The sequence below is a fragment of the Parasynechococcus sp. genome, from assembly GCF_045559935.1.
Taxonomy (GTDB): domain Bacteria; phylum Cyanobacteriota; class Cyanobacteriia; order PCC-6307; family Cyanobiaceae; genus Parasynechococcus.
This window is the reverse complement of sequence record NZ_JBJLJL010000008.1, coordinates 347,835-369,178: the sequence shown is the minus strand read 5'-3', so window position 1 is coordinate 369,178 and position 21,344 is coordinate 347,835. Positions and strand designations below refer to the sequence as shown.

The 21,344-nt window shown below is 59.4% G+C and carries 19 protein-coding genes, 1 tRNA gene and 1 other RNA gene; 10 read left to right on the top strand and 11 right to left on the bottom strand.

Annotated elements, in window-relative coordinates; translation table 11 throughout:
• Position 1: 1 nt before the first annotated feature.
• Positions 2–535: a ribosome maturation factor RimM gene (gene rimM / locus ACJ0G7_RS06475; RefSeq protein WP_407395471.1), complete on the bottom strand. Its 534-nt coding sequence runs from the start codon at positions 533–535 to the stop codon at positions 2–4.
• Positions 536–589: 54 nt separating this feature from the next.
• On the opposite strand from rimM, the gene ACJ0G7_RS06470 reads away from it, so the two are divergent.
• Positions 590–775, top strand: a complete 186-nt coding sequence (locus tag ACJ0G7_RS06470; protein ID WP_186484626.1) for an NAD(P)H dehydrogenase subunit NdhS — start codon at positions 590–592, stop codon at positions 773–775.
• 5 nt (positions 776–780) lie between these two features.
• Entirely contained in the window at positions 781–1,620 is an 840-nt protein-coding gene (locus tag ACJ0G7_RS06465) for an ion transporter (protein WP_407395470.1), read from the top strand.
• Here the strand turns inward: ACJ0G7_RS06465 and ACJ0G7_RS06460 are convergent.
• The 4 genes from ACJ0G7_RS06460 to rnpB all read right to left on the bottom strand — a co-directional run bounded on the left by ACJ0G7_RS06460 (position 1,599) and on the right by rnpB (position 5,632).
• Positions 1,599–2,300: a ribonuclease III domain-containing protein gene (locus ACJ0G7_RS06460; protein ID WP_407395469.1), complete on the bottom strand. Its 702-nt coding sequence runs from the start codon at positions 2,298–2,300 to the stop codon at positions 1,599–1,601. The genes ACJ0G7_RS06465 and ACJ0G7_RS06460 overlap by 22 nt on opposite strands.
• A 9-nt stretch (positions 2,301–2,309) precedes the next feature.
• A complete protein-coding gene (locus tag ACJ0G7_RS06455; RefSeq protein WP_407395468.1) occupies positions 2,310–3,548 on the bottom strand; it encodes a hypothetical protein in 1,239 nt (412 codons plus the stop codon).
• Between the two features lie 5 nt (positions 3,549–3,553).
• Positions 3,554–4,126, bottom strand: a complete 573-nt coding sequence (locus ACJ0G7_RS06450) for a hypothetical protein (RefSeq protein ID WP_407395467.1) — start codon at positions 4,124–4,126, stop codon at positions 3,554–3,556.
• Between the two features lie 1,118 nt (positions 4,127–5,244).
• Positions 5,245–5,632: RNase P RNA component class A (gene rnpB, locus ACJ0G7_RS06445), an RNA gene on the bottom strand.
• A gap of 54 nt (positions 5,633–5,686) precedes the next feature.
• Between rnpB and ACJ0G7_RS06440 the strand changes: the two genes are divergently transcribed.
• The 3 genes from ACJ0G7_RS06440 to ACJ0G7_RS06430 all read left to right on the top strand — a co-directional run bounded on the left by ACJ0G7_RS06440 (position 5,687) and on the right by ACJ0G7_RS06430 (position 6,679).
• Positions 5,687–5,760 (top strand) — tRNA-Arg (locus ACJ0G7_RS06440).
• Between the two features lie 93 nt (positions 5,761–5,853).
• On the top strand, positions 5,854–6,180 hold the full coding sequence (locus ACJ0G7_RS06435) for a hypothetical protein (protein WP_043697216.1): 327 nt from the start codon (positions 5,854–5,856) through the stop codon (positions 6,178–6,180).
• 37 nt (positions 6,181–6,217) lie between these two features.
• Positions 6,218–6,679, top strand: coding sequence for a hypothetical protein (locus tag ACJ0G7_RS06430; RefSeq protein ID WP_186485507.1), 462 nt, complete (start codon positions 6,218–6,220; stop codon positions 6,677–6,679).
• Here ACJ0G7_RS06430 and ACJ0G7_RS06425 read toward each other — a convergent pair.
• From ACJ0G7_RS06425 to ACJ0G7_RS06415, 3 genes are read right to left on the bottom strand one after another with little or no spacing between them, the layout of a single operon-like run.
• Positions 6,662–7,738 (bottom strand): acetate/propionate family kinase, encoded by a 1,077-nt coding sequence (locus ACJ0G7_RS06425; protein WP_407395466.1) that lies wholly within the window; start codon positions 7,736–7,738, stop codon positions 6,662–6,664. The genes ACJ0G7_RS06430 and ACJ0G7_RS06425 overlap by 18 nt on opposite strands.
• The gene (locus tag ACJ0G7_RS06420; protein ID WP_407395465.1) at positions 7,738–10,260 is read right to left on the bottom strand and encodes a glycogen/starch/alpha-glucan phosphorylase; all 2,523 of its coding nucleotides are present in this window, start codon (positions 10,258–10,260) and stop codon (positions 7,738–7,740) included. Before ACJ0G7_RS06420 ends, ACJ0G7_RS06425 begins: the two co-directional genes overlap by 1 nt.
• 57 nt (positions 10,261–10,317) lie before the next feature.
• Entirely contained in the window at positions 10,318–12,750 is a 2,433-nt protein-coding gene (locus tag ACJ0G7_RS06415; RefSeq protein ID WP_407395464.1) for a phosphoketolase, read from the bottom strand.
• A 215-nt stretch (positions 12,751–12,965) separates the two neighbouring features.
• Between ACJ0G7_RS06415 and ACJ0G7_RS06410 the strand changes: the two genes are divergently transcribed.
• Positions 12,966–14,348, top strand: a complete 1,383-nt coding sequence (locus ACJ0G7_RS06410) for a cation:proton antiporter (RefSeq protein WP_043694316.1) — start codon at positions 12,966–12,968, stop codon at positions 14,346–14,348.
• 14 nt (positions 14,349–14,362) lie between these two features.
• Here the strand turns inward: ACJ0G7_RS06410 and ACJ0G7_RS06405 are convergent, their stop codons facing one another.
• The gene (locus tag ACJ0G7_RS06405) at positions 14,363–14,716 is read right to left on the bottom strand and encodes a hypothetical protein (protein ID WP_407395463.1); all 354 of its coding nucleotides are present in this window, start codon (positions 14,714–14,716) and stop codon (positions 14,363–14,365) included.
• Positions 14,717–14,737: 21 nt separating this feature from the next.
• Between ACJ0G7_RS06405 and ACJ0G7_RS06400 the strand changes: the two genes are divergently transcribed.
• Positions 14,738–15,646: an alpha/beta fold hydrolase gene (locus tag ACJ0G7_RS06400; protein WP_407395462.1), complete on the top strand. Its 909-nt coding sequence runs from the start codon at positions 14,738–14,740 to the stop codon at positions 15,644–15,646.
• Positions 15,647–15,674: 28 nt separating this feature from the next.
• Positions 15,675–16,529 carry a galactose mutarotase gene (locus ACJ0G7_RS06395; RefSeq protein WP_043694324.1) on the top strand — a complete coding sequence of 285 codons (855 nt, stop codon included), beginning with the start codon at positions 15,675–15,677 and terminating at the stop codon, positions 16,527–16,529.
• On the opposite strand, the gene ACJ0G7_RS06390 is transcribed toward ACJ0G7_RS06395, so the two are convergent.
• A complete protein-coding gene (locus ACJ0G7_RS06390; RefSeq protein ID WP_407395461.1) occupies positions 16,514–17,665 on the bottom strand; it encodes an FAD-binding oxidoreductase in 1,152 nt (383 codons plus the stop codon). The genes ACJ0G7_RS06395 and ACJ0G7_RS06390 overlap by 16 nt on opposite strands.
• A 14-nt stretch (positions 17,666–17,679) precedes the next feature.
• Here ACJ0G7_RS06390 and ACJ0G7_RS06385 point away from each other — a divergent pair, with 14 nt between their 5' ends.
• Complete coding sequence (locus tag ACJ0G7_RS06385) at positions 17,680–19,029, top strand: four-carbon acid sugar kinase family protein (RefSeq protein ID WP_407395460.1); 1,350 nt, start codon at positions 17,680–17,682, stop codon at positions 19,027–19,029.
• On the opposite strand, the gene ACJ0G7_RS06380 is transcribed toward ACJ0G7_RS06385, so the two are convergent.
• Entirely contained in the window at positions 18,925–20,310 is a 1,386-nt protein-coding gene (locus tag ACJ0G7_RS06380; protein WP_407395459.1) for a (Fe-S)-binding protein, read from the bottom strand. The two genes, ACJ0G7_RS06385 and ACJ0G7_RS06380, sit on opposite strands and share 105 nt — an antisense overlap.
• A 90-nt stretch (positions 20,311–20,400) precedes the next feature.
• On the opposite strand from ACJ0G7_RS06380, the gene ACJ0G7_RS06375 reads away from it, so the two are divergent.
• Positions 20,401–21,342, top strand: coding sequence for a hypothetical protein (locus ACJ0G7_RS06375; protein ID WP_407395458.1), 942 nt, complete (start codon positions 20,401–20,403; stop codon positions 21,340–21,342).
• The last annotated feature ends 2 nt before the right edge of the window (positions 21,343–21,344 follow it).

Below are 21,344 nucleotides of genomic sequence, written 5' to 3'. Positions count from 1 at the left end.
TTCAAAGCTCCAGCAGCCCCGGCGGCGGCGTCAGCAGCAGCCAACCTTCCTCCGCAACCACGCGCGGCACGATCGCCTCCACGAACGGCACCAGCACCCGGCGTCCATCCTTGAGCTCGATTTCCAGCAGATCGTTGCCTCCGCTGATCAGATCCGTCACCCGACCGATCGCTGGCCCCTGCGGGTCGAGGCGGGCGTCCAGATCCACCAGATCGAGCAGGTGGAATTCCCCCTCCTCCAGCTCCGGCCGATCGTCAGCAGGCACCAGCAGCTCACGCCCCACCAGGGCCTCCGCGGCGGCGCGATCGTCCACTCCTTCGAAATGCACCACGAACAACGACTTCCCCGGCAGTTGGCGACCGCGGACCAGGGCGACTTCCTGGCGATGGCCCCCTGCAGCTGCCTTGAGCCAGCGGGGGCCAGGGCGGGTGAAGCGTTCCGGGAAGTCGCTGCTGGGATTGATCCTCAGGTCTCCCTGCAGTCCCTGGGCCCCGACAACCCGTCCCACCATGAGCCACTCCTCGCTGTCATCCATGCAGTGGTCGATCGCTCTGCTGATAATGGCGTCAGACCAAACCGTGCCCGATCCATGGCGAGCGCTGCAGCCCCGATCCTCCCTGGCTCCACGGTCACCGTTGTGGATGTGACGTCGATCTACAACGGTTACACCGGCTTCGTTCAGCGGATCAGTGGTGATCGAGCTGCAGTGCTGTTCGAGGGTGGTAACTGGGACAAGCTGGTGACGCTTCGGCTGAGGGATCTGAAGCCCGCCTGATCGATATGGCCGTTCCGCGACGTTTGCGCTCCCGACTGAGAACGGTCGTTCTGGAAGCGGGCACACCGGCAGGAAAGCTCTACAACATCATTGTTTTCGGGGCGATTCTGTTGAGTGTTCTGGCTCTGATGCTGGAACCGGATCCTTTCGGCAACACCGCCCTGCGGCAAACCAATGTGGCCTGGATCGATGCGATTCAGAACATCTGCCTGGCCGTTTTCTCGGCCGACTTCTTCTTGCATCTGTATGTGAGTGAACGGCCGAAACGGTATTTCTTCAGCTTCTACGGGCTGGTTGATTTCACTGCAGTTCTGTTCTTCTTCGTGCCGCAGGTGCGCAGTGAAATTCTGCTCTGGGTGTTCAAATTCGGCCGAATTCTGCGTGTTTTCAAGTTGCTCCGTTTTGTCGATGAAGCACGGGGAATGGGGCAAGCCTTGCGCAGCAATGCCCGCACGATTGCGGTGTATCTGTTTTTCGTCGTCATGCTGCAGGTGGTGCTGGGCTATTTCATCTTTGTGATTGAAAGCGTCAACCCAGACACCCAGTTCAAGACTGTGGCCAATGGCGTGTACTGGGCCATCGTCACCATGACGACCGTCGGCTACGGCGACTACGTTCCCCAGACATCTCTGGGGCGGCTGCTGGCTTCGGTGGTGATGCTGCTCGGATTCGGCATCATCGCGATCCCCACCGGACTTCTGACTTATTCAGGATTAAAGAGCAGACGATCAGAGAATAAGGATGAGCAGTGCGGTACCTGTGGTCGTCAAGGGCACCGAGAAGATGCAGTCCATTGTGACTTCTGCGGTTCTGTTTTGACCGATCATTGTGCATCTAACCGTTGAAGACAATTTTTTGCTGCAGACTGCTCAGCTTCTTTGCGAGAGCGGCCCCAGCCTTCTCCTTTAAGTTGCTCCGAAACAATCACAATGCTTTTGAAGCGTAAATCATCTCCATGTCGTTTTGATTGCTCAATCGTAGTGTAATTAGGAAGTCCTAATTGGTGAGATTGACTCCACTCTTGTAGCGCTGACTTGCAATTAAAGTGGTTTGGGTTCTGGAAAAATTTTTCCGCTGTCATTTCCCACTCGGCCTTAAATAGTAAGATTATATTTTTGGTTGTTTGCTGCCTTATATAAACAGCTCCTGCTACAGCTTCAACCATCTCAGCCCTGATAGTTTTAATTGCAGTCACGTCATGGATGGCATCTGAACCTTTCAATATCAGTTCGTCAATATTCATGATTTCACCAAAATTTGCGAGCCATGAATCGCTTACCAATTGTGACCTTAGGGACGACTGTTGGCCTACATCCATTGTTGGGTAAACGTTGCGGATGAATTCACTGGCGGCGAGCCTCAGAACTGCATCACCGAAAAACTCGAGTTGTTCATGGTTGTAGTGCTTTTTTACGGAGGAATGAGTTAAGGCTTCAAGAACTAATGCGTCACTTGAAGGCAAAAGATTAGAAAACTCAAGAAAGTCATGAATTGATGAGAATGGTTCTATTGGGAGCTGCGCCATTATTCAAGGTCAGGCTTCTTTGCTTAATGTCTTTAATCTAAAACCCTCCCTGGCAATTGCATCACGACGCCCAATGCCGATCCAGGAATCAAACAAACTGCCAATATCAATAGCAATGCCACCTTTAGACTTCGCAACTTTACAATAGTGCTTGCCGAGGTATCCTGCTGAAACTAAGAAGAGGTGTTTTTTGCTTTTAACGTTGATCTTTCGCTGAATCTTCTTGTACAGAAATGGGTAATGTGGTTTGCTGGTACGCATAAATGTTGAGTGGCCTGGAATTTGAATGTGATCTATGTTTTCGATTCCGTAGGTTTCTTTCAGTTGTTTTGATGCTGAAGTATGTGAAATGACTGTTATGAACTCTGAGGCCTTTAAGATTGGTTCAATAAGTGCAAGTTTGTGAAGGCGAAGAAAGATGAATGTGTCAGGAACAAAAGTCCTGGCAGCGAACACTCTTGTATATAAGTTTGCGTATGCTGCCGCGACTCTAGGATTGAAAAGTTTTTCGCAAATTGGATCATTGAATCGAATGATGCTTGGAGCGCAAACAATATCGGCTGTTTTAATAGATTCTTCCAGTAAGTTTTTTAGGTAAAATGCCCCAGATATTGTTGGTTGATAGGGATATTTTTTTGCCAGCGCTTTGAGGCATTTTTTCCCGAATTGATAGTTTAAGCATTCGCTAACTATCTCATTTATATCAAAGATGTGCGGAAACCCAAGTAGTCGACCTTCCCCGTCTCCAAGTCGAATAACTGATAGAGGTTTACCAGTATCAATTGCATCTAGTATTACTTGTTGCAGTTGGGAACAGATTTGTGGACTTGAGAAAGCGTGCGGGGGAGAGCTGCTTAATGCTGCATTCAAAGCAGCAATCTTTCTTGAGTCTTCATATGAAATTGGGGTGAGAATCGCTTTTGTGAGAGTTTCAGAATGACTTGATGAAGATGGGAGTGCTGAAAATGATTTTAATTTATTTTCATGGATGGATGGGTAATAAATGGGATAATCGTGGAATAGAAGTTCTAAATCAACGGTTCCTTCGCGACATTCACGTTGAGATAATGATATTTCGAACGTGGCCTGAAAAAATCCTTTGGATGAGATAAAGACTTCGAAAATAACTGTTTCTAATTTTGATATCTGTGCCCATTTATTAATGCTGCTTGATTGTGTTATTTCGAGTTCCAGTGTGCATTTAAATCTTTTACTTGTTGTTCTTGGTATTTGGATTTTGTAAGGCATTGTGTTCAAGCGGCGTTTACAAAATAGGGGATAAAGTCGCAGAGCCTTTGGGCGCTGATGCTATTTGGTTGAATATTGAAGATTCCCATCCTGCCAACAGAATATTCCTTAGCAAAAATCTCTTCAATGACATGATACTGCGGCCTATCCAGATAATCATCAAATAGAATGGTTATTGGCCTTTTGGTCATCGTTGCGCTGGCAATAAAGCAAGCAACACGAAAACGACCATCAATTAAAATAGTATCTGGTGCAAAATTCATTGTTTGCCATGGAAGAAGAGCATAAGATGGAAACTTCTGAAAATTTTTTCCGGACTTGAGCGGATGTCCCCATTCTTTGGTGGGCCCGATATCGGAATAAATTCCTCTGAAGTTACTTGATAAATCAAGGCTGACCAAGTGTTCTTTGAGTCGATTTAGCCACTCTAGATCGGATTCAACAGCGGCGAGTTGTTTTTTTAAGGATAGTCCAAGCACAGAGGATCCTCCCGATCCATATTCAAGAATACCTTCAGCTCTTGAATATTGAGCTTCCAGAAAATCAATGATTTCAGGAGAGAAAGTAAGTTCAAACATGGTTTTTAATTGTTATTTTCACTGTAGCACAAGCTATTGACTCTTTGCAGTAGTGGTGGCTTGATGAAAATAACGCTTAGAGAGTCTTGACTTGTCGATTATTAGTTTATCTGGTTGGTAGGGTTTTATGCACGCTCTGTGTTTGGAAAGCTTGAAAGGATCTATTTGATGCCTGCAATCAGATTTTGCTTAAGGTGTGTGGTCAGTGATCATGGCGACTTTGAGATAGTATGGATATTGTTAGTTGTTGCTCCAGTAGATAGTTGTAAGATTCAATTGTAGTTTTAAATGGTTCCTGGCGCGAAAGTGGTCCGACAGGATTGGTTTGAACGCTTCCCTGTTGCGATCAAAAGTGCGGGAATATGTTTGCGACGGAGAAGACTTCTTTTACTTGGTTTAGTTATTGATTAGGTCGAGGTAGATAGGGACTGTTGACATGAAGATGGCTCCAAGGTTTGACCCGGACCAATCGTCGGAACGGTTAGCTCTTGTATGCATGCTTCTAATTGTTGGCTTTGGACTGATTAGTCCAATTTTGAACTTTATGTTGTGACTTGACAATGGATGCGAAGATGCTCTGTTTTGGGTTAAATGCTGGCGATAGGTTTGATGGCTACCAGAATAGAGATTGCAGCAGCTCTTCGATTGCTCCGGATTTGCTAAATGGATTTTCATGGCTTGCCTTAACCATGTTTGAAGGGCCAAATCAGCGCTAAATATCTGAGTTGGGTCGATTGCTTAAGCTTGTCATAGGCAGGAACCCAGAAATCACGAGCAAACTATCCCTTGTCGATATATTTGCCTCCAATTGCCGATATCGCAAAAATGACATTCGAATTCTCGATAGGTTTAGTTATGTGGTTGAAGTTTTCAAAATCTCTTTGGTGCTGATTTCGTCGAACTCTCTAGACTTTTGAAGATTGCAGCTGAGATATTTGATGCCTGGGCCCAATGAAGCTGTTTGTTTGTGGCGTCATAAGTTTTGCGAAGGGCTCTCGCATTTTTGGTATCGAATTTTGGTTAGCGCTCCGAATGGATCCGGTCAAACCGGAATAGAGGGGTAATGTCATTGTTAATAAAAATTATTGATTAACCCTGTATTTGCATCTGGTGCGAATTGGTGAAAGCAGGACATAAGCCGGGTTCTGTTCACACCTCCAAGGAGGGTGGGCGGTTATCTATCTGGGACCGACGTCTCCGCCGGCCTCGAGCGGCGCGTTCAGACGGAACGGGGCCAATGGCCAGCCGTCGTTCCTTGGCCTTGCTCCCAGCCGGGGTTTACCGAGCCAGCACCTCTCGATGCTGCTGGTGCGCTCTTACCGCACCTTTGCACCCTTGCCTGTGCCTGGGGGAGGTCCCCACGGGGCCATCGGCGGTGTGTTTCTGTGGCACTCTCCTCACGGTCACCCGCACTGGGCGTTACCCAGCAAGCCTGGCCATCGGGGAGCCCGGACTTTCCTCAACCGGATCCGGTGGGATCCGATCGCAACCACCTCGCCTGCTTTCAGTCTCCATCATGCCCCGTGGGCATAATTTGAGGGTCCAGGGCCATCGGTCCCTGGGGCTGTAGCTCAGCCGGATAGAGCGACGGTTTCCTAAACCGTAGGTCGTGGGTTCGAGTCCCGCCAGCCCCGTCACGAGCCTCGTCTCGCTGTAATCACCGCTACATCTGGTGGGGTGGTTTGATCGCGCACCACCGCTAGGGTTGGGCCAACAAGGTGGGTGCCATGACCCAGCTCCACGATCTCCGTCTTCGCCTGCTGGTGCAGCAGGAAAGTGAGCGGATCGCCGATTCCCAGCAGGCGGATCTCGATCTCTCAGTGGTCCAGGCCCGGTGCCTGTGCTGGCTTGCCCTTCTGGCTGAAGCCCATGAGGATCAGGCCAGCGACGCAGAACGTCGCGGCGACACCGAACAGGCCATGGGCTGGTTCGCCGATTCCATGCGGCTCAGGGATGTGATTCAGGTGGTGTCGTCCATCGAGATTCCCCTGCCTGGAACCCTTGAGGACGATGAGAAGGATGCCGACGACAGTTCTGATCCCCTTGCGGCCTGACGGATGCCATGATGTGGAATGTGTAAGAGGGACTGCGGTGCCGGAAGAGCCCTGCCAATGCCCGGACTGTCAGAGGTTCTACCGGGAGCATGACCGGCTGATCCGTGAGTTCCCGACGCTGCGCCAGCAGCAGGAGCTCAGCTGGGCCGCCCTCCAATCCTTCCGAACGCTGTCGGGTCGCGTCCTCGAAGACCTTCAGAAGCAGCACGGTTCCCGTGCGGCCGAGGCTTCGTCAGCCCAGCCTCTCTCCGTCGCTGGAGGTGGTGAGGAGTCGTCTGATGCGCTTCAGCAGGCGATGGCTGATCTGGAGAACATCAATGCCCATCTGTTCTCGATTGAGGCTCTGATGGAGCGGGTCTTCGATGTGCGCGTTCCCGAAGAGATCGAGCAGAAATTCCGGGAACTGGCGGGTGAACTGGCTCCGGACCCCCTGAATGTGGATCGGCTGCGGCTGAACCGCCTGCTTCACCAGACGCCCGACCTACCCGACCGCAGCTGACGCCGGCGTTTCGCTGTGGCGTCGGCAGAGGCGGGCGATCATGCCCTCCTCATCCGCTGGAATCACCACGGTGGTGAACGCTCCCCACCACCGAAGAGACTCGCTCAGCTCCTCATGGAGTTGTCGGTCGTGTTCGCCGATCCCTCCCGTGAGGGCCAGCACGTCCACTCCGCCGAGGCTCGCTGCCATTGAGCCGAGCAACTGCAGCAAGCGGTGACGGAACACCTCGAGGGCCCGGATGGCTCCGTTGTGGCCGTGGGCAGCGGCCTCACGGATGTCACGCATGTCGCCGCTGAGGCCCGACAGCCCCTTCAGTCCGGATTCCTTCTGCAGGATTCTGGCCATCTGGTCCTCGCTGTAACCCTCTCGCATCAGCTCCAGCAGCAGGCCTGGATCGATGCTGCCCGACCGGGTGGCCATCACCAGGCCCTCAAGCGGGGTGTAGCCCATCGTGGTGTCGATGCAGCGCCCCCCTTTCACGGCAGCCAGCGAGGCGCCGGCGCCGAGGTGGGCACTGATCAGCCGCAGCCTTGATGGGTCCCTGCCCTGACTGCGCCACTGCTCTGCGGCGGTTTCCGCCACATGCTGATGGTTGATGCCGTGGAACCCGAAGCGGCGGAAGCCACGGCAGCGGAAGTCCTGGGGAATGGCATAGCTGTAGGCCGCCGCCGGCAGACTGCTGTGGAAGGCGGTGTCAAAGCAGGCCCACTGAGGCAGCTGCGGCGCCCAGCGCCGACTCCAGGCCAGGCCCTTCAGGGCTGGCGGATTGTGCAGTGGGGCCAGGGGAATCAGTTCCTCGAGGGTCGCTTCCACCTCTGGTGTGATCCGGGTCGGAGCTGTGAAGCGCTCACCTCCGTGCACCACCCGATGACCGATCAGGCTCACCTCCTGGCGATGGGGTTCCAATTCCGGTGCCAGCCAGCTCTCCAGCACCTCGTCGAGGGATTCATCCGCAGCAATGCTGCGGCTGCTGTGCCAGGGGGCGGTCCCGGTGGAATCCACCAGGGCCGCCTTGAGGCTGGAACTGCCGAGATTGATGACCAGGCAGAGGTCGGCCATCAGCGCACGTCGCAGGTGATTTCGACGTTCAGGGCCTCCACGTTCCAGATGTTCTGGCAGTACTCAGCGATGGAACGGTCGGAGGAGAAGAAGCCGGTTCGTGCTGTGTTCAGCAGCGACATGCGGTTCCAGTGCATCCGATCGGTCCAGGCGAGGCTGACCGCTTCCTGGGCGCGCAGATAGTCGGCGAAGTCCGCCATCACGAAGAAGGGATCGTTGCCGGTGAGGTTGTCCAGCAGAGGCCGGAACAGTTCGCCATCGCCATTGCTGAAGTGGCCCATCTCGATCAGGCGCAGGGCTTCCTGCAGCTCAGGGACGGCGGCGATGAAGTCGCCGGGACGGTAACCCTGCTCCTTGAGAGCCTTGATCTCTTCGACGGTTTTGCCGAACAGGAAGAAGTTCTCGGCACCCACCAGCTCACGGATCTCCACATTGGCCCCGTCGAGGGTGCCGATGGTGAGGGCGCCATTCATGGCGAACTTCATGTTGCCGGTGCCGGAGGCTTCCTTGCCGGCGGTGGAGATCTGCTCCGACAGATCGGAGGCGGGATACACCCGCTCCGACAGTTTCACGCTGTAATCCGGCAGGAACACCACACGCAGGCGTCCGTCCATGTCGGGATCGCTGTTGATCGTGTCAGCGATGCCATTGATGAAACGGATGATCAGCTTGGCCATGTAGTAGCCGGGAGCCGCCTTGCCGCCGAAGATCACCGTGCGAGGGGCCATGCCGTCGGCCTGACCGTTCTTGATCCGCAGGTACTGGGTGATCACCTGCAGGGCGTTGAGGTGTTGGCGCTTGTATTCGTGAATGCGCTTCACCTGCACGTCGAACAGGGTGGAGGGATCCACCAGCACACCGGTGTTCTTGTGGATGTAGCCGGCCAGCTTGCGCTTCACCGACAGCTTGGTTTCGCCCCAGTGCTCGAGGAAGCCGTGGTCGTTCTGACGCTCCTCCAGCTTGCGCAGGTTCTCCATGTTGGAGATCCAGTCCTCACCGATGTGCTCGTTGAGCAGGGTGGACAGCTCGGGATTGGCCAGGGCCACCCAGCGGCGGGGTGTGACGCCGTTGGTGACGTTGGTGAATTTCTCGGGCCAGAGCTCGGCGAATTCCGGCAGCAGGTCGGTTTTCACCAGATCGGAGTGCAGCGCCGCCACTCCGTTCACGTGGTGGGCACCGATGGTGGCCAGGTGCGCCATGCGCACCGCCTTGCTGCCGTCTTCATCGATGATCGACAGCTTGCGCTGGATGGCGTCGTTGCCGGGGTAACGCAGACGCAGCTGCTGGAGGAACCGGCGGTTGATCTCGTAGATCAGCTCCAGGTGGCGGGGCAGCAGGCTGCTGAACAGGTTGAGGTCCCACTTCTCCAGGGCCTCCGGCAGCAGGGTGTGGTTGGTGTAGGCGACGGAACGGGAGGTGATGTCCCAGGCCTTCTCCCAATCCATGTGACGGTCGTCGATCAGCAGGCGCATCAGCTCCGCCACGGCGATGGCCGGGTGGGTGTCGTTGAGCTGAACGGTCCAGTACTTGGGGAAGTCCTCCACGGACAGGCCTCGGTTGTCGAGGCTGCGCAGCATGTCCTGGAGAGAGCAGCTGACGAAGAAGTGCTGCTGCTTCAGACGCAGACGCCGGCCTTCATCGGTGCCGTCGTTGGGATAGAGCACCTTGGAGAGGGTTTCGCTGCCCACCTTCTCCTCAACGGCGCCGTAGTAATCGCCGATGTTGAAGGCGTAGAAGTCGAAGCTTTCGGTGGCGTCGGCGCGCCAGAGGCGCAGACGGTCGCAGATGTTGACGCGATATCCCAGGACGGGCACGTCGTGGGGGATGCCGATGGCATGTTCGGCGGGGATCCAGCGGGAGCGGTAGCTGCCCTTGTCGTCGATGTAGCTCTCGGTGCGGCCACCGAAGCCGACGAAGCAGGCCTCATCGGGCTGGGGCAGTTCCCAGGGCCAGCCGCCTTTCAGCCACTTGTCGGTGACCTCCACCTGCCAGCCGTCGCGGATCAGCTGGTCGAAGATGCCGAATTCGTAGCGGATGCCATATCCCGTGGCGGGGATCTTCAGGCTGGCGAGGGATTCCATGTAGCAGGCCGCCAGACGGCCGAGGCCGCCGTTGCCGAGCCCCGGCTCCTCCTCCACCTCCAGGATCTGCTGCAGCGACTCGATCCCGAAATTCCGCAGGGCCTCTTCGACCTCCTTCTGGATTCCCAGGTTGAGCAGGTTGTTGTTCAGCTGGGGGCCGATCAGGAATTCCGCGGAGAGATAGGCCACGGATTTCTGGGGGTGGGCCCGCATCGCCTCGGTGGTGGCGAGATAACGCATCATCAGGCGATCCCGCACCGCATAGCTCAGAGCCATGTAGAGGTCATGGCGGCTGGCGGTGGGCGCGAGCTTGCCGAGCGTGAAGAACAGGTGCTCGGTCATGCCGTCGAACACGCTTTTGGCATCAAGCCCGGCGCGTTCGGGATCGTTGTAACAGCCAGGGGTCGGCAGACGCAGATCGAGGGGTTGGGAGGAGGTCATGGGAAAAGGCGTGTTTGAGAGGAACTCAGGCGAGGAGAGATAAAAGCGAGGTTTGGCTCAGCCGTTGCAGGCACCGTGGCCGAATTTCCAGCGCCAGTTGTTGATCTCGGGCGCATCCATGCCGTGGGTGTAGGCATGGTTGCGGTGCTTGTGGATCTCGTCCTTCATCCGCTCTTTGATGTGAGCGGCGCGGGAGCCGAGGCTGTCCACCCGATCGATCACATCGATCACCAGGTTGAATCGATCGATCTGGTTGCTGATGGCCAGTTCCAGGGGGGTGTTGATGTTTCCTTGTTCCTTGTAACCGCGAACGTGGAAGTTCGCATGGTTCGGTCTGCGATACGTGAGCCGGTGAATCAGCCACGGGTAGCCGTGGAAGTTGAAGATCACCGGGCGATCCGGTGTGAACAGATCCTCGAAATCGCGATCGCTGAGGCCGTGGGGATGTTCCGAGGAGGGGGACAGGGAGAACAGCTTCACCACGTTCACGTAGCGGATCTTCAGCTGCGGGATCTGGTCGCGCAGGATCTCGATGGCTGCCAGGCACTCCTTGGTGGGGATGTCCCCTGCCGAGGCCAGCACCACATCCGGTTCATCCATCTCGGTGCCGCAGTCGTCATTGCAGGCCCAGTCCCAGATGCCGACCCCTTTGGCCACGTGACGACGGGCCTGATCCAGGGTCAGGTACTGAAGATGTTTCTGCTTGTCGGAGACGATGATGTTGGAGACATCGGTCTCGGTGAGGGCCTGCTCGGCGACGGCGAGAAGGCTGTTGGAGTCGGCAGGTAGGTAGACCCGGGTGATCGATCCCTTCTTGTTTCCGGCCAGGTCCATGAACCCTGGGTCCTGGTGGGTGAATCCGTTGTGGTCCTGCCGCCACACGGTGGAGGAGATCAGGCAGTTCCAGGGACCGATCGGTGCGCGCCAGGGGATCTCTTCGCAGTGCTCCAGCCATTTGCAGTGCTGGTTGTACATCGAGGAGATCACATGGGCGAAGGCTTCGTAGGTGTGGAAGAAGCCGTTGCGCCCGGTGAGCAGATAGCCCTCCATCATCCCGACCAGGGTGTGTTCGGAGAGCATCTCGATCACCGAACCGTCCCGGGACAGTTCACTGCCGTTCAGGTCCTCGGGGAGGAAATTGGCCATCCACACCTTCTTGGAGACCTCGTAGACGGCCTGAAGACGGTTGGAGTGGGTTTCGTCAGGTCCGAACAGCTTGTAGGCGCCGGGGTTCTCGCGAATGAGATCACGGATCACCTCGCCGAGCGGGTAGGTGTTCTCCGCCTCGATGGTGCCGGGCGAGTCCACATCGATGGCGTACTTCTCGATCGCCGGGAACAGCAGGTCCCGGCGCAGAACACCGCCGTTGGTGTGGGGGTTGCTGCCCATCCGGCGATCCCCGTTGGGGGAGAGGGCACGGATGTGCTCCTTGACGGCACCGTTCTCGTCGAACAGCTCCCAGGGGCGGTAGCTCTTCATCCAGTCCTCGAGCAGCCGCAGGTGTGCCTCGTTGGTCCGAACGTCGGCCACGGGCACCTGATGGGAGCGCCAGAAGTTCTCGATCTTCTTGCCGTCGACGTCCTGGGGACCGGTCCAGCCCTTGGGGGAACGCAGCACGATCATCGGCCAGCGGGGCCGGAAGGCTTCACCGCTGGTGCGGGCCTGCTCCTGCTGAGCGCGGATGTCGAGCACCGCCTGTTCGAAGGCCACCGCCATGTCGCGATGCATCGTCATCGGGTCGGCGCCCTCGACGAAAATCGGCGTCCAGCCGTACCCCTTCAGCAGGTTGTCCAGCTCCTCGTGGTCGATGCGGCTGAGGATCGACGGGTTGGCGATCTTGTATCCGTTGAGGTGGAGGATCGGCAGGACGGCGCCGTCCCGGATCGGGTTGATGAACTTGTTGATGTGCCAGCTGGTGGCCAGCGGGCCGGTTTCAGCCTCACCGTCGCCGACGCAGGCGATCGTGATCAGTTCGGGGTTGTCGAGGATGGAACCGCAGGCATGCGACAGCACATAGCCGAGCTCACCTCCTTCGTGGATGGAGCCGGGCATCTCCGCGGTGCAGTGGCTGCCGATGTGCCCCGGGAAGGAGAACATCTTGAAGAACTTCTGCAGGCCTTCCTCGTCGAAGGACTTGTCCGGATAGCGCTCGCTGTAGCTGCCGTCGATGTAGACCGGACCGCGGGCGCCTGGGGCGCCGTGACCGGGGCCTGACATGTAGATCATGTCCAGGTCGTATTTCCGGATCAGGCGGTTGGCATGGGTCCAGATGAAGGCCTGACCCGGGCTGGAGCCCCAGTGCCCCAGCAGGCGGGGCTTGATGTGCTCAGGCCGCAGGGGCTCCCGCAGCAGAGGGTTGCTCTGCAGGTAGATCATCCCGACAGCCAGGTAGTTGGCTGTACGCCAGTAGGCGTCAAGCAGCTGGAGCTCGTCGTCCGAAGGAGCGTTCACGGCGGCGAGGGCCTGCTGCTGATGAGGCGCGGTCGTCATGGAGTGTCAGGAAGGCAACACTTTTGGGAGGCACCCACGGCCTCAGGCGCCGATCGGGCGCTGGGACCATGCGGTTGTCCGGAAAGTAGCCGTCACGTCCTGGGCTGCCCGTAAGCGACCCGACATCAGGGATGTATCCAAACGATCCGGACCTTGGCAATCACCAGCGTCATCGGACACCGCCACTAAGGTCGGCTTGAGCCTTGCGCAGCACAATGCTGTTTCCTGCCCTGCTGAGTGAGATCAGCAGCCATGACCTGGAGGTAGCCGAAACGCTGATCGGCGTGCTCCGGTTCATTCTGATCTTCATCGCAGCGCGGACCCTCTCGGAGTTTCTGGTCCGCTTCGAGCTCCCCACGATTCTGGGTGAGCTGATGGCTGGCGTGATCATCGGCGCGTCCGGTCTGCATCTGCTGGTGCCTCCGGAGACCCAGGTGCATCTCAGTGCTGCATTCAGTGATGTGGTGGGCGGCTTGGCCCACATCCCACCGGATGAGGTCCCCGAGATCTACAACGAATCGTTCGGGGCGCTCAGTTCCGTTTCGAATCTGGGTCTGTATTCCCTGCTGTTCCTCGCCGGTCTCGAAAGCGAGCTGGAAGAACTGATGGCCGTGGGGGCTCAGGCCTTCTCCGTCGCTGTTGTTGGTGTGGTGCTGCCGTTTGCACTCGGCACCATCGGCCTGATGAGCATCTTCCACGTTGATGCGATTCAGGCGATCTTCGCTGGAGCCTCCATGACGGCGACGAGCATCGGGATCACCGCGAGTGTGTTCAGCGAACTGGGATATCTGCGAACCCGTGAGGGGCAGATCGTGATCGGTGCTGCGGTGCTCGACGACATTCTCGGGATCGTGATCCTGGCGATCGTGGTGTCTCTGGCCGCAGGAGGATCCCTCGAGATCGGACCGATCGTGCAGCTTGTGGTGGCTGCCGTGGTGTTCGTGGCGGTGGCACTGCTGCTGAGTCAGAGGGCTGCTCCCGCCTTCGACTGGATGATCGATCAGCTCAAGGCTCCCGGATCCAAGCTCGTGGGGTCTTATCTGCTCCTGGGTGCAAGTTGCTTCGTGGCGACGGCCATCGGTCTCGAGGCTGCTCTCGGTGCCTTCGCGGCTGGATTGATCGCCAGCACATCGAAACACCGGCATGAGATCCAGGTGGCGGTCACGCCGATCGTCAGTCTCTTCGCCACGGTTTTCTTCGTGCTGGTGGGTGCCGGTATGGATCTCTCCGTGATCAATCCCTCCGATCCTTCCTCCCGTTCGGCGCTGGTGATCGCAGCGTTCATGTTCCTGGTGGCCATTGTCGGCAAGGTCGCCGCCGGTTGGGCAGTCTTCGGTAAGGAGAAGACGAACAACCTCGTGGTCGGCCTGGGCATGCTTCCCCGCGGAGAGGTGGGTCTGATCTTTCTCGGCCTGGGCACGGCGGCCAACCTGCTCACGCCCGGCCTCGAGGCAGCGATCCTGCTGATGGTGATCGGCACCACCTTCCTGGCTCCCGTTCTTCTCCGGATTGTGCTCAAGGGCAAGCCCCCGGAGGACGGGGACTCGATGCCACAAGAGTTGGTGGCCGATCCGACGGCAGGTCCCTCGGTTCCCTGAATCTCCTCACCGCGTCAGTCGGACCCGTCTCCGGGACTGGAGAGGGCCAGCAGCAGACTCCAGCCGATGCCGATCAGCGCCAGGCTGGAGGCCCATCCCGGTCCGAGGACCCAGCTCATCAGCAACTGGGCCACCAGCCCCACGGCCATCGCCAGCAGCAGGCTGCTGACCACCAGCGCGATCTGTTTCCACTGGTCCGACAGCGCACTGTCCGAGAGGCTTGATTCGAAGCGACCCAGTGGTCCGCTCAGCGGTACGTAGAGGGCCAGGGCCCAGAACAGGGCTCCACGCCAGAGAACTGCATCCGTCAATGGTCCGCCGTATGCCTCCAGCCCCTGCATTCGCTGTTGAAAACTGCTGCCTAGCATCGCTGCTCTGATCGGCCGGCTGTGGAGAGCGTCACCTGGAGCCATCTCGGCCATCCCGTGCATGCGGTGGTGGATCGCCCCGATGCACCTGATCCTGAGAGTCCGGCGCTGTTGCTGGTGCATGGCTTCGGCGCTTCAACGGACCACTGGCGCTACAACATTCCGGTTCTCGCCCGCAGCCACGACGTGCATGCTCTGGACCTGCTCGGGTTCGGCCGCAGCGCCAAGCCTGCGGGCCTGGCCTACGGCGGTGCCCTCTGGCGGGATCAGCTGGTGGCCTATGTGCGCGAGTGCATCGGTCGGCCGACGGTGATCGCCGGGAATTCCCTCGGAGGGTTCGCCGCCCTTGCGGCGGGAGCGGCCCTGAAACGGGAGTGCGCCGGGGTGGTGCTGCTTAATGCGGCCGGCCCTTTCAGCGATGAGCAACAGCCCCCAAAGGGCTGGGGAGCGATCGCCCGCCAGTCGATCGGCAGTGCCCTGCTGAGCAGCCCCGTGCTGCAGCGTCTTCTGTTCGAAAATCTCAGGCGTCCCGCCACGATCCGCCGCACACTGCGGCAGGTGTACGTGGACCGCACCAATGTGGATGAGGCCCTTGTGGAGTCGATCCGCCGGCCTTCCCTGGATCCCGGAGCCTTCGGGGTGTTTCGGACCGTCTTCGATATCCCTCGCGGTCAGCCTCTGGATGAGCTCTTCGCTGAACTGACAGCTCCCCTGCTGCTGCTCTGGGGCATCCGGGATCCCTGGATCAATGCTCCCGGACGTCGTGCCACGTTCCAGCGTCATGCTCCGCCGTTCACGACGGAAGTGGTGCTGGAGGCGGGGCATTGTCCTCACGATGAGGTGCCCGATCAGGTCAACGGCGCTCTGCTCGACTGGCTCAGGAGACCTGAGGTGAGCCAGAGCACCGGCATGGTTGCTGGCCAGAGCTAGTTTCCGGCCACCTCAGCCGCCTTGGCGGATGCCGATGACACTGACGCAGCAGACGGGCCCCTATGCCCACTGGGAATACATCCATCCCGAGAGCGGTGATCGTCTGCGGATCGTTCCCGAGCGGGGCGGCATCGTGACCGAGTGGCGCTGCGGCGAACGGGAGGTGCTCTATTTCGATCAGGAGCGTTATGCCGACCCCGGCAAGAGCATCCGTGGCGGCATCCCGGTGCTGTTCCCGATCTGCGGCAACCTGCCCGGCGATCTGCTGGAGGTGAGCGGCGTTGCGCACACCCTCAAGCAGCACGGTTTCGCGCGCAATCTTCCCTGGCAGCTTCAGCTGCTGGAGGATCAGAGCGGTGTGAGGCTCACCCTCAGCGACACCGAGGACACCCTGGCGGCCTATCCCTTTTCCTTCGTCGTGGAGATGGAGATCCGTCCGGTGGCACAGGCCCTGGAAATCCACACCACGATCCAGAACCGCAGCGAGAGCGTCATGCCCTTCAGCTTCGGCCTGCACCCCTACTTCAACATCAGTGATCTGGCTCAGACCGATCTGGCCGGTCTGAATGAGCGCTGCCTCAACCATCTGGAGATGGCGGAGACAGACACCGCGTCTCAGCTGGGTCGTCTGCCGGACGGGGTGGATTTCCTCTGCCGTCCTGCCGGCCCGGTGACGCTGATTGATCGGACCAACGGCCAGCAGCTGCAGCTGCAGCATCAGGAGCCCATGGATCTGACGGTGATCTGGACGGAGCCTCCTCGCGCCATGGTCTGCGTCGAGCCCTGGACGGGCCCTCGCCAGTCGCTGATCTCCGGTGATCGCAAGCTTGAGATCCAGCCCGGCTCCAGCTGTGCCCTCAGCTGCCGTTACGCCGTCTCCTGATCGACGCCTGGCAATCGTCCGCGGCAGAGTTGCTGGCGCGGATCGAACTGGCGCTTCACGGCTTCGATCACCGGGCGTGCCGGGGCGTCGAGCCAGGCGGGCAATCCGGCCGCCTCAGGCTGTTTGAGCACCGTCAGCTGGCCCCCGAGGTCGATCACCCTCCGGCGCAGGGCGTCGACCCGGTAGGGGGCCGCTGGTTCAGAGCACCAGCCATCACCGCAGCCGGCACCGGCGGCCAGATCCCACTGCCATCCCTTCAGTGCGAGGAGGGTCCCATCGCTGAGCAGCTGATGCAGGACGGCGGAGGGAAGGGCGACACGCACCAGCCAGGTCGGATCCATGCAGGGCAGGCCACTGTCCAGTGGATCGGCACCGGAGTGCCGTTGCGCCTTCAGCCGATGGCTCCCGGCCATCGCCTCGAGGCGCTTCATCTGGTCTTCCACCGCCTGATCCGACACGCTGCTGAGCAGCAGCCGCAGTTGCCAGTGGCCATCGCCACGGCTCTGCCAGTCGCAGCGTTCTGGGGTGAGGGTTGATCGCAGCAGTTCGGCGCGGAAGCTGTTCTGGGAGCTGAGGTCGCCGTGCAGAAGAAGAGTGGCGTGGGCTGGCCGGATCGGCTGCACCCGCAGGGTGAGTTCGGTGATCAGGGCCAGGCTGCCCCAGCTGCCGCAGAGCAGTTTCATCAGGTCGTATCCCGCCACGTTCTTGACCACGCGCCCTCCGGCACGGGCCTCCACACCGTCGCTGCGCAGCAACGTGATGCCGATGATCTGATCGCGGACGCCGAGATGACGCTGCCTCAGGCCCCCTGCCAGCCCGCGGGCCACCAGACCGCCGATGCTGCCTTCAGCTTCTCCGCGCGGGTGGTCCAGAGGCAGCCACTGGCCGCGCTCCGCCAGCACAGCCTGCAGGTCGGCCAGAGGGCACCCGGCTTGCACCGTGATGGTGAGATCGTCCACGGCGTGGTCGATCACCCGGTTCAGACCGCGGCAGCTCAGCACCGGATGACGGGCATCCAGGGGCGGTCCCCAGTCCAGGCGTGTGCCGAGACCGCTGGGAATCCAGGGGGAGGCCGCATCGTGCCACTGGCGCACCAGGGCGATCAGCTCCTTGCGGGTGGCAGGGGAAGGAGGCACGGCACGATGGTGCCATGAAGGTTGTTGTGATCGACGACGACCCAACCGGCTCGCAGACGGTTCACAGCTGCCCTCTGCTGCTGCACTGGGACGTGGAGGACCTGCGGGAGGGGCTGCGTCACCCGTCCCCACTGCTGTTTCTGCTGGCGGACACCCGGGCGTTGACCGAGGAGGCTGCAGGGGAACGCAACCGCGAGATCGCTGCCAATCTCGATGCTGCCCTCAGCGCCGAGGGCCTCCAACGCAGCGATGTGCTGCTGGTGAGCCGTGGTGACTCCACCCTCCGCGGCCATGGGGTGCTGGAGCCTGCCGTTCTCGCGGAGTGCTTCGGACCCTTTGATGCCACCTTCCACGTGCCGGCTTTTCTGGAGGGTGGGCGCACCACGGTCAACGGAGTCCACCTGCTTCGGGGTGCGCCCGTTCACACCACGCCCTTCGCCTGCGACCGGCTGTTCGGTTACAGCACCAGCGATCTGCCCGGCTGGCTGGAGGAGAGAAGCCGTGGTTCCATCCACGCTGCCGATGTGGTGCGGATCAGCGGGCGGGACTTGGATGCCGCCTGCGGCAGCGGGTTGCCCAATCTGATCGAGCGGTTGCGGCAGCTGGTGGGAAATGCGGCGGTGGTGGTGGATGCTGAGCGTCTTCCCCAGCTGACCGCCTTCGCGGCAGCGGTGCGCAGTCTGCGCCGGGAGAAACGTTTCCTGTTCCGCTCTGCCGCCAGCCTGGTGAAAGCCCTGGCGGATCCAGGCCCCCAGCCCCTGGATGGCCCAGGCCTGGCGGCCTTGCGTCGCCGGGATGGTCGAGGCTGCCGATTGCCGGGACTGGTGATGGTCGGATCCCATGTGCCCCTTGCCGATCAGCAGCTGGCGTTGCTGCTCTCGGAAGAATCCTGCGTGCCCATCGAGCTTCCCGTGCCCCGCATTGCGAGGGTGCTGGAGGGTCCGACCCCTGATCTGCTGTTGGCGGATCTGGAACAGGTGTGGCGGGAGCAGCTTCAGCATGCGCTGGTCAGAGGGGCCACGCCGGTGCTGTTCAGCAGTCGTGGCGAACTGCGCTGCGGCAGTGAGCGGGAGGGTCGGCGGTTGTCGCGTGAACTCGCCCGGCTGATGGCACGACTGGCATCGGCGATGGCGCCATCTCTCGGCTACCTGATCAGCAAAGGGGGAACAACCACGCAGACTCTCCTCAGTGAGGGGCTGGCGCTGCGATCCCTGCATCTGCAGGGTCAGCTGCTGCCGGGTCTGTCACTGGTGCTCCCCTCAGGCGGGGGGCGGTTGCAACAGCTGCCGATCCTCACCTTTCCGGGCAATCTCGGTGATGCCGGCACGCTGCTGCTGGCCTGGCAGCGGATGCAGGCCGGCTGAGGCCGCCAGCAGCTCCATGGGGTGATGCACGCTGGCCCGCGCGCCGAGATGCTGACGCAGCTGCAGGGTGCAGCCGATGTTGGCGCTCGCCACCAGATCCGCACCGGTGCTGCTGAGGTCGTCTGCCTTGATGCGCCCCAGTTCCGCCGCCTCCTGGGGTTGCACCAGGTTGTAGATGCCGGCGCTGCCACAGCAGACGCCCGCTTCTGTGGCTTCCCGGAGTTGCAGGGCGGGAATGTTGTGCAGCAACTCCCTCGGCTGAGCCTGGATCCCCTGGCCATGAATCATGTGGCAGGCGTCGTGGAAGGCGACCGTGATCCCGAGGGGTTGCAGGCGTCGGCGGAAGGGTTCGCTCAGACCGCGTTCCGCAAGGAATTCGTGAACATCCAGAACGGGGGAACGGAAGAGGGCCTCACCCATCAGCAGCTCTTCATAGGCCTTCATCGTGTGGCCGCAGCCGGAGGCTGCCACCAGCACGGCATCGACATCCCCTTCGATCGCGTTGAAGCTGCGCACCAGATCCGAGGCCAGCTGCCGGGTCAGCTCCAGTTCTCCCTGGTGATGACTGACGGCTCCGCAGCAGCCCTGGTCGGGAGGTAGCACCACCTCGAAGCCATTGGCCTGAAGCACCGCCACGGTGGCTCTGCTGACGGCGGGATCAAAACAGCGCTGCACACAGCCCAGCAGCAGCGCCACCCGTCCTCGCCGTTCACCAGTGGCGGGATTCAGCTGCGGCAGATGGTCGCTGTAGCTGTCGGCGGCCAGGGGAGGCAACAGCCGTTCCATGGCTTCGATCTGGGGACCGAACAGGCGGGTGAGTCCAGTCCGGCGGGCAAGCGCTTGAACCGGCGTTCCCGCATAGATCCGCAGGGGTTGCAGCAGGGCTCTCAGGCGGCTGGGGTACGGCAGCACCTGCAGCAGCAGTCGCCGGAAGGCCACCTCCCACGGGCTGCGATGGCCGGCATGGATCAGCTTCGGACGGGTGTGCTCGATCAGCTGGTCGTAGCGGACGCCGGACGGACAGGCGCTGACGCAGGCAAAGCAGCCGAGGCACGTCTCGAAATGACTGGCAACACTGGCATCGAGCTCCAGCTCTCCGGCTTCGATCGCCCGCAGCGCATGAATGCGGCCACGGGGGGAATCCATCTCACTGGCCAGCACCCGGTAGCTGGCACAGGTGGGCAGGCAGAACCCGCAGTGGACGCATGGGTCGGCCGCACCGGCGGGGAGTCCCGGCAGGTTGACAGAGGCGCTCTGATCCGGCCTGGAGGACTGAGTCATGCTGCGATTCTGACGGAGCACTTTCTGTTCTGAAGTACTCTCAGCCGAGCCCTGGCCTCGGATCAGGTCATCAGGACAAGAGTCAATGTGATGGCCGAGTCTTTCTCTCCAAAGGTCAAGCTTCATATCGGTGTTTCACGCACAGGAACAACAGTTCTTCAGCGTCATGTCTTCCCTGAGCTGAAGAACCACCTCGTCTTTTCGAAAAAGCCGTTTCGTTCTTCCGTTGGGTCTTTGCCGACAGGTTGGGACTCCAGACTGCACTTCGTTGACCATTGCTTGGAGAAACCCCTGAAAGGTCGTAGTTCTTCAGGGCGTAAACGTTTCGCTGGACAGATTCTTTTCCCTGTTGCCATTGCCGCAAGTCGGAACAATGGTCGTGACCAGAATCTGTTTCGTCAACAGTTGAGACGTGTAGTGCGTCAGATGTTTGAGGTTTCGCGACGAGATGGCCGCAGCCTGTTGATTTCCAGCGAACGTCTTGCCCAGACAAACTTTTCTATTTGGGCGAAAAAGAGCAGTTTGTCCAAACCTGTTGTAACGACCTTTCCTGTTTATGAGTTATGTCGTGCCTTTCTCGATGCTTCTGGCCAGAAGCCCCAGGTGATTGTGGTGCTCAGGGAGCCGATCTCCTATCTGCGTTCCAATTACATTCGGATGTGCGAAATGCGGAAGAAGCATGGGAATTCTTGCCTCTCAGCTGATCGTTTCGTGGCGCGTCAGGCGCGATGTGAAAAGGCTCACCCCGGGACATCGGCGCTGACTGCTGCCATGCATCAGTCTTTTGTAAGTGCTCTGGAGGCTGTCGCGGAGGTGAAGGCTGTTGGTTTCCGCGAGCAGATCGCCAGCAGCGATCTGTGTTCACTCTTCGGTCTGGAGGGTGAACCAGGGTTCTCCTTCGCTCAGTTCCCCCGTGAAAACAGATTTACCGAGATGGCCGACGATGAGGCGACGATTGAACGGCTGATCACTGAAACGCTTGCGAAGAAAGGGTTTCTGGATCGTCTTCACGCCGAGCAGCGCTATGAGTGACC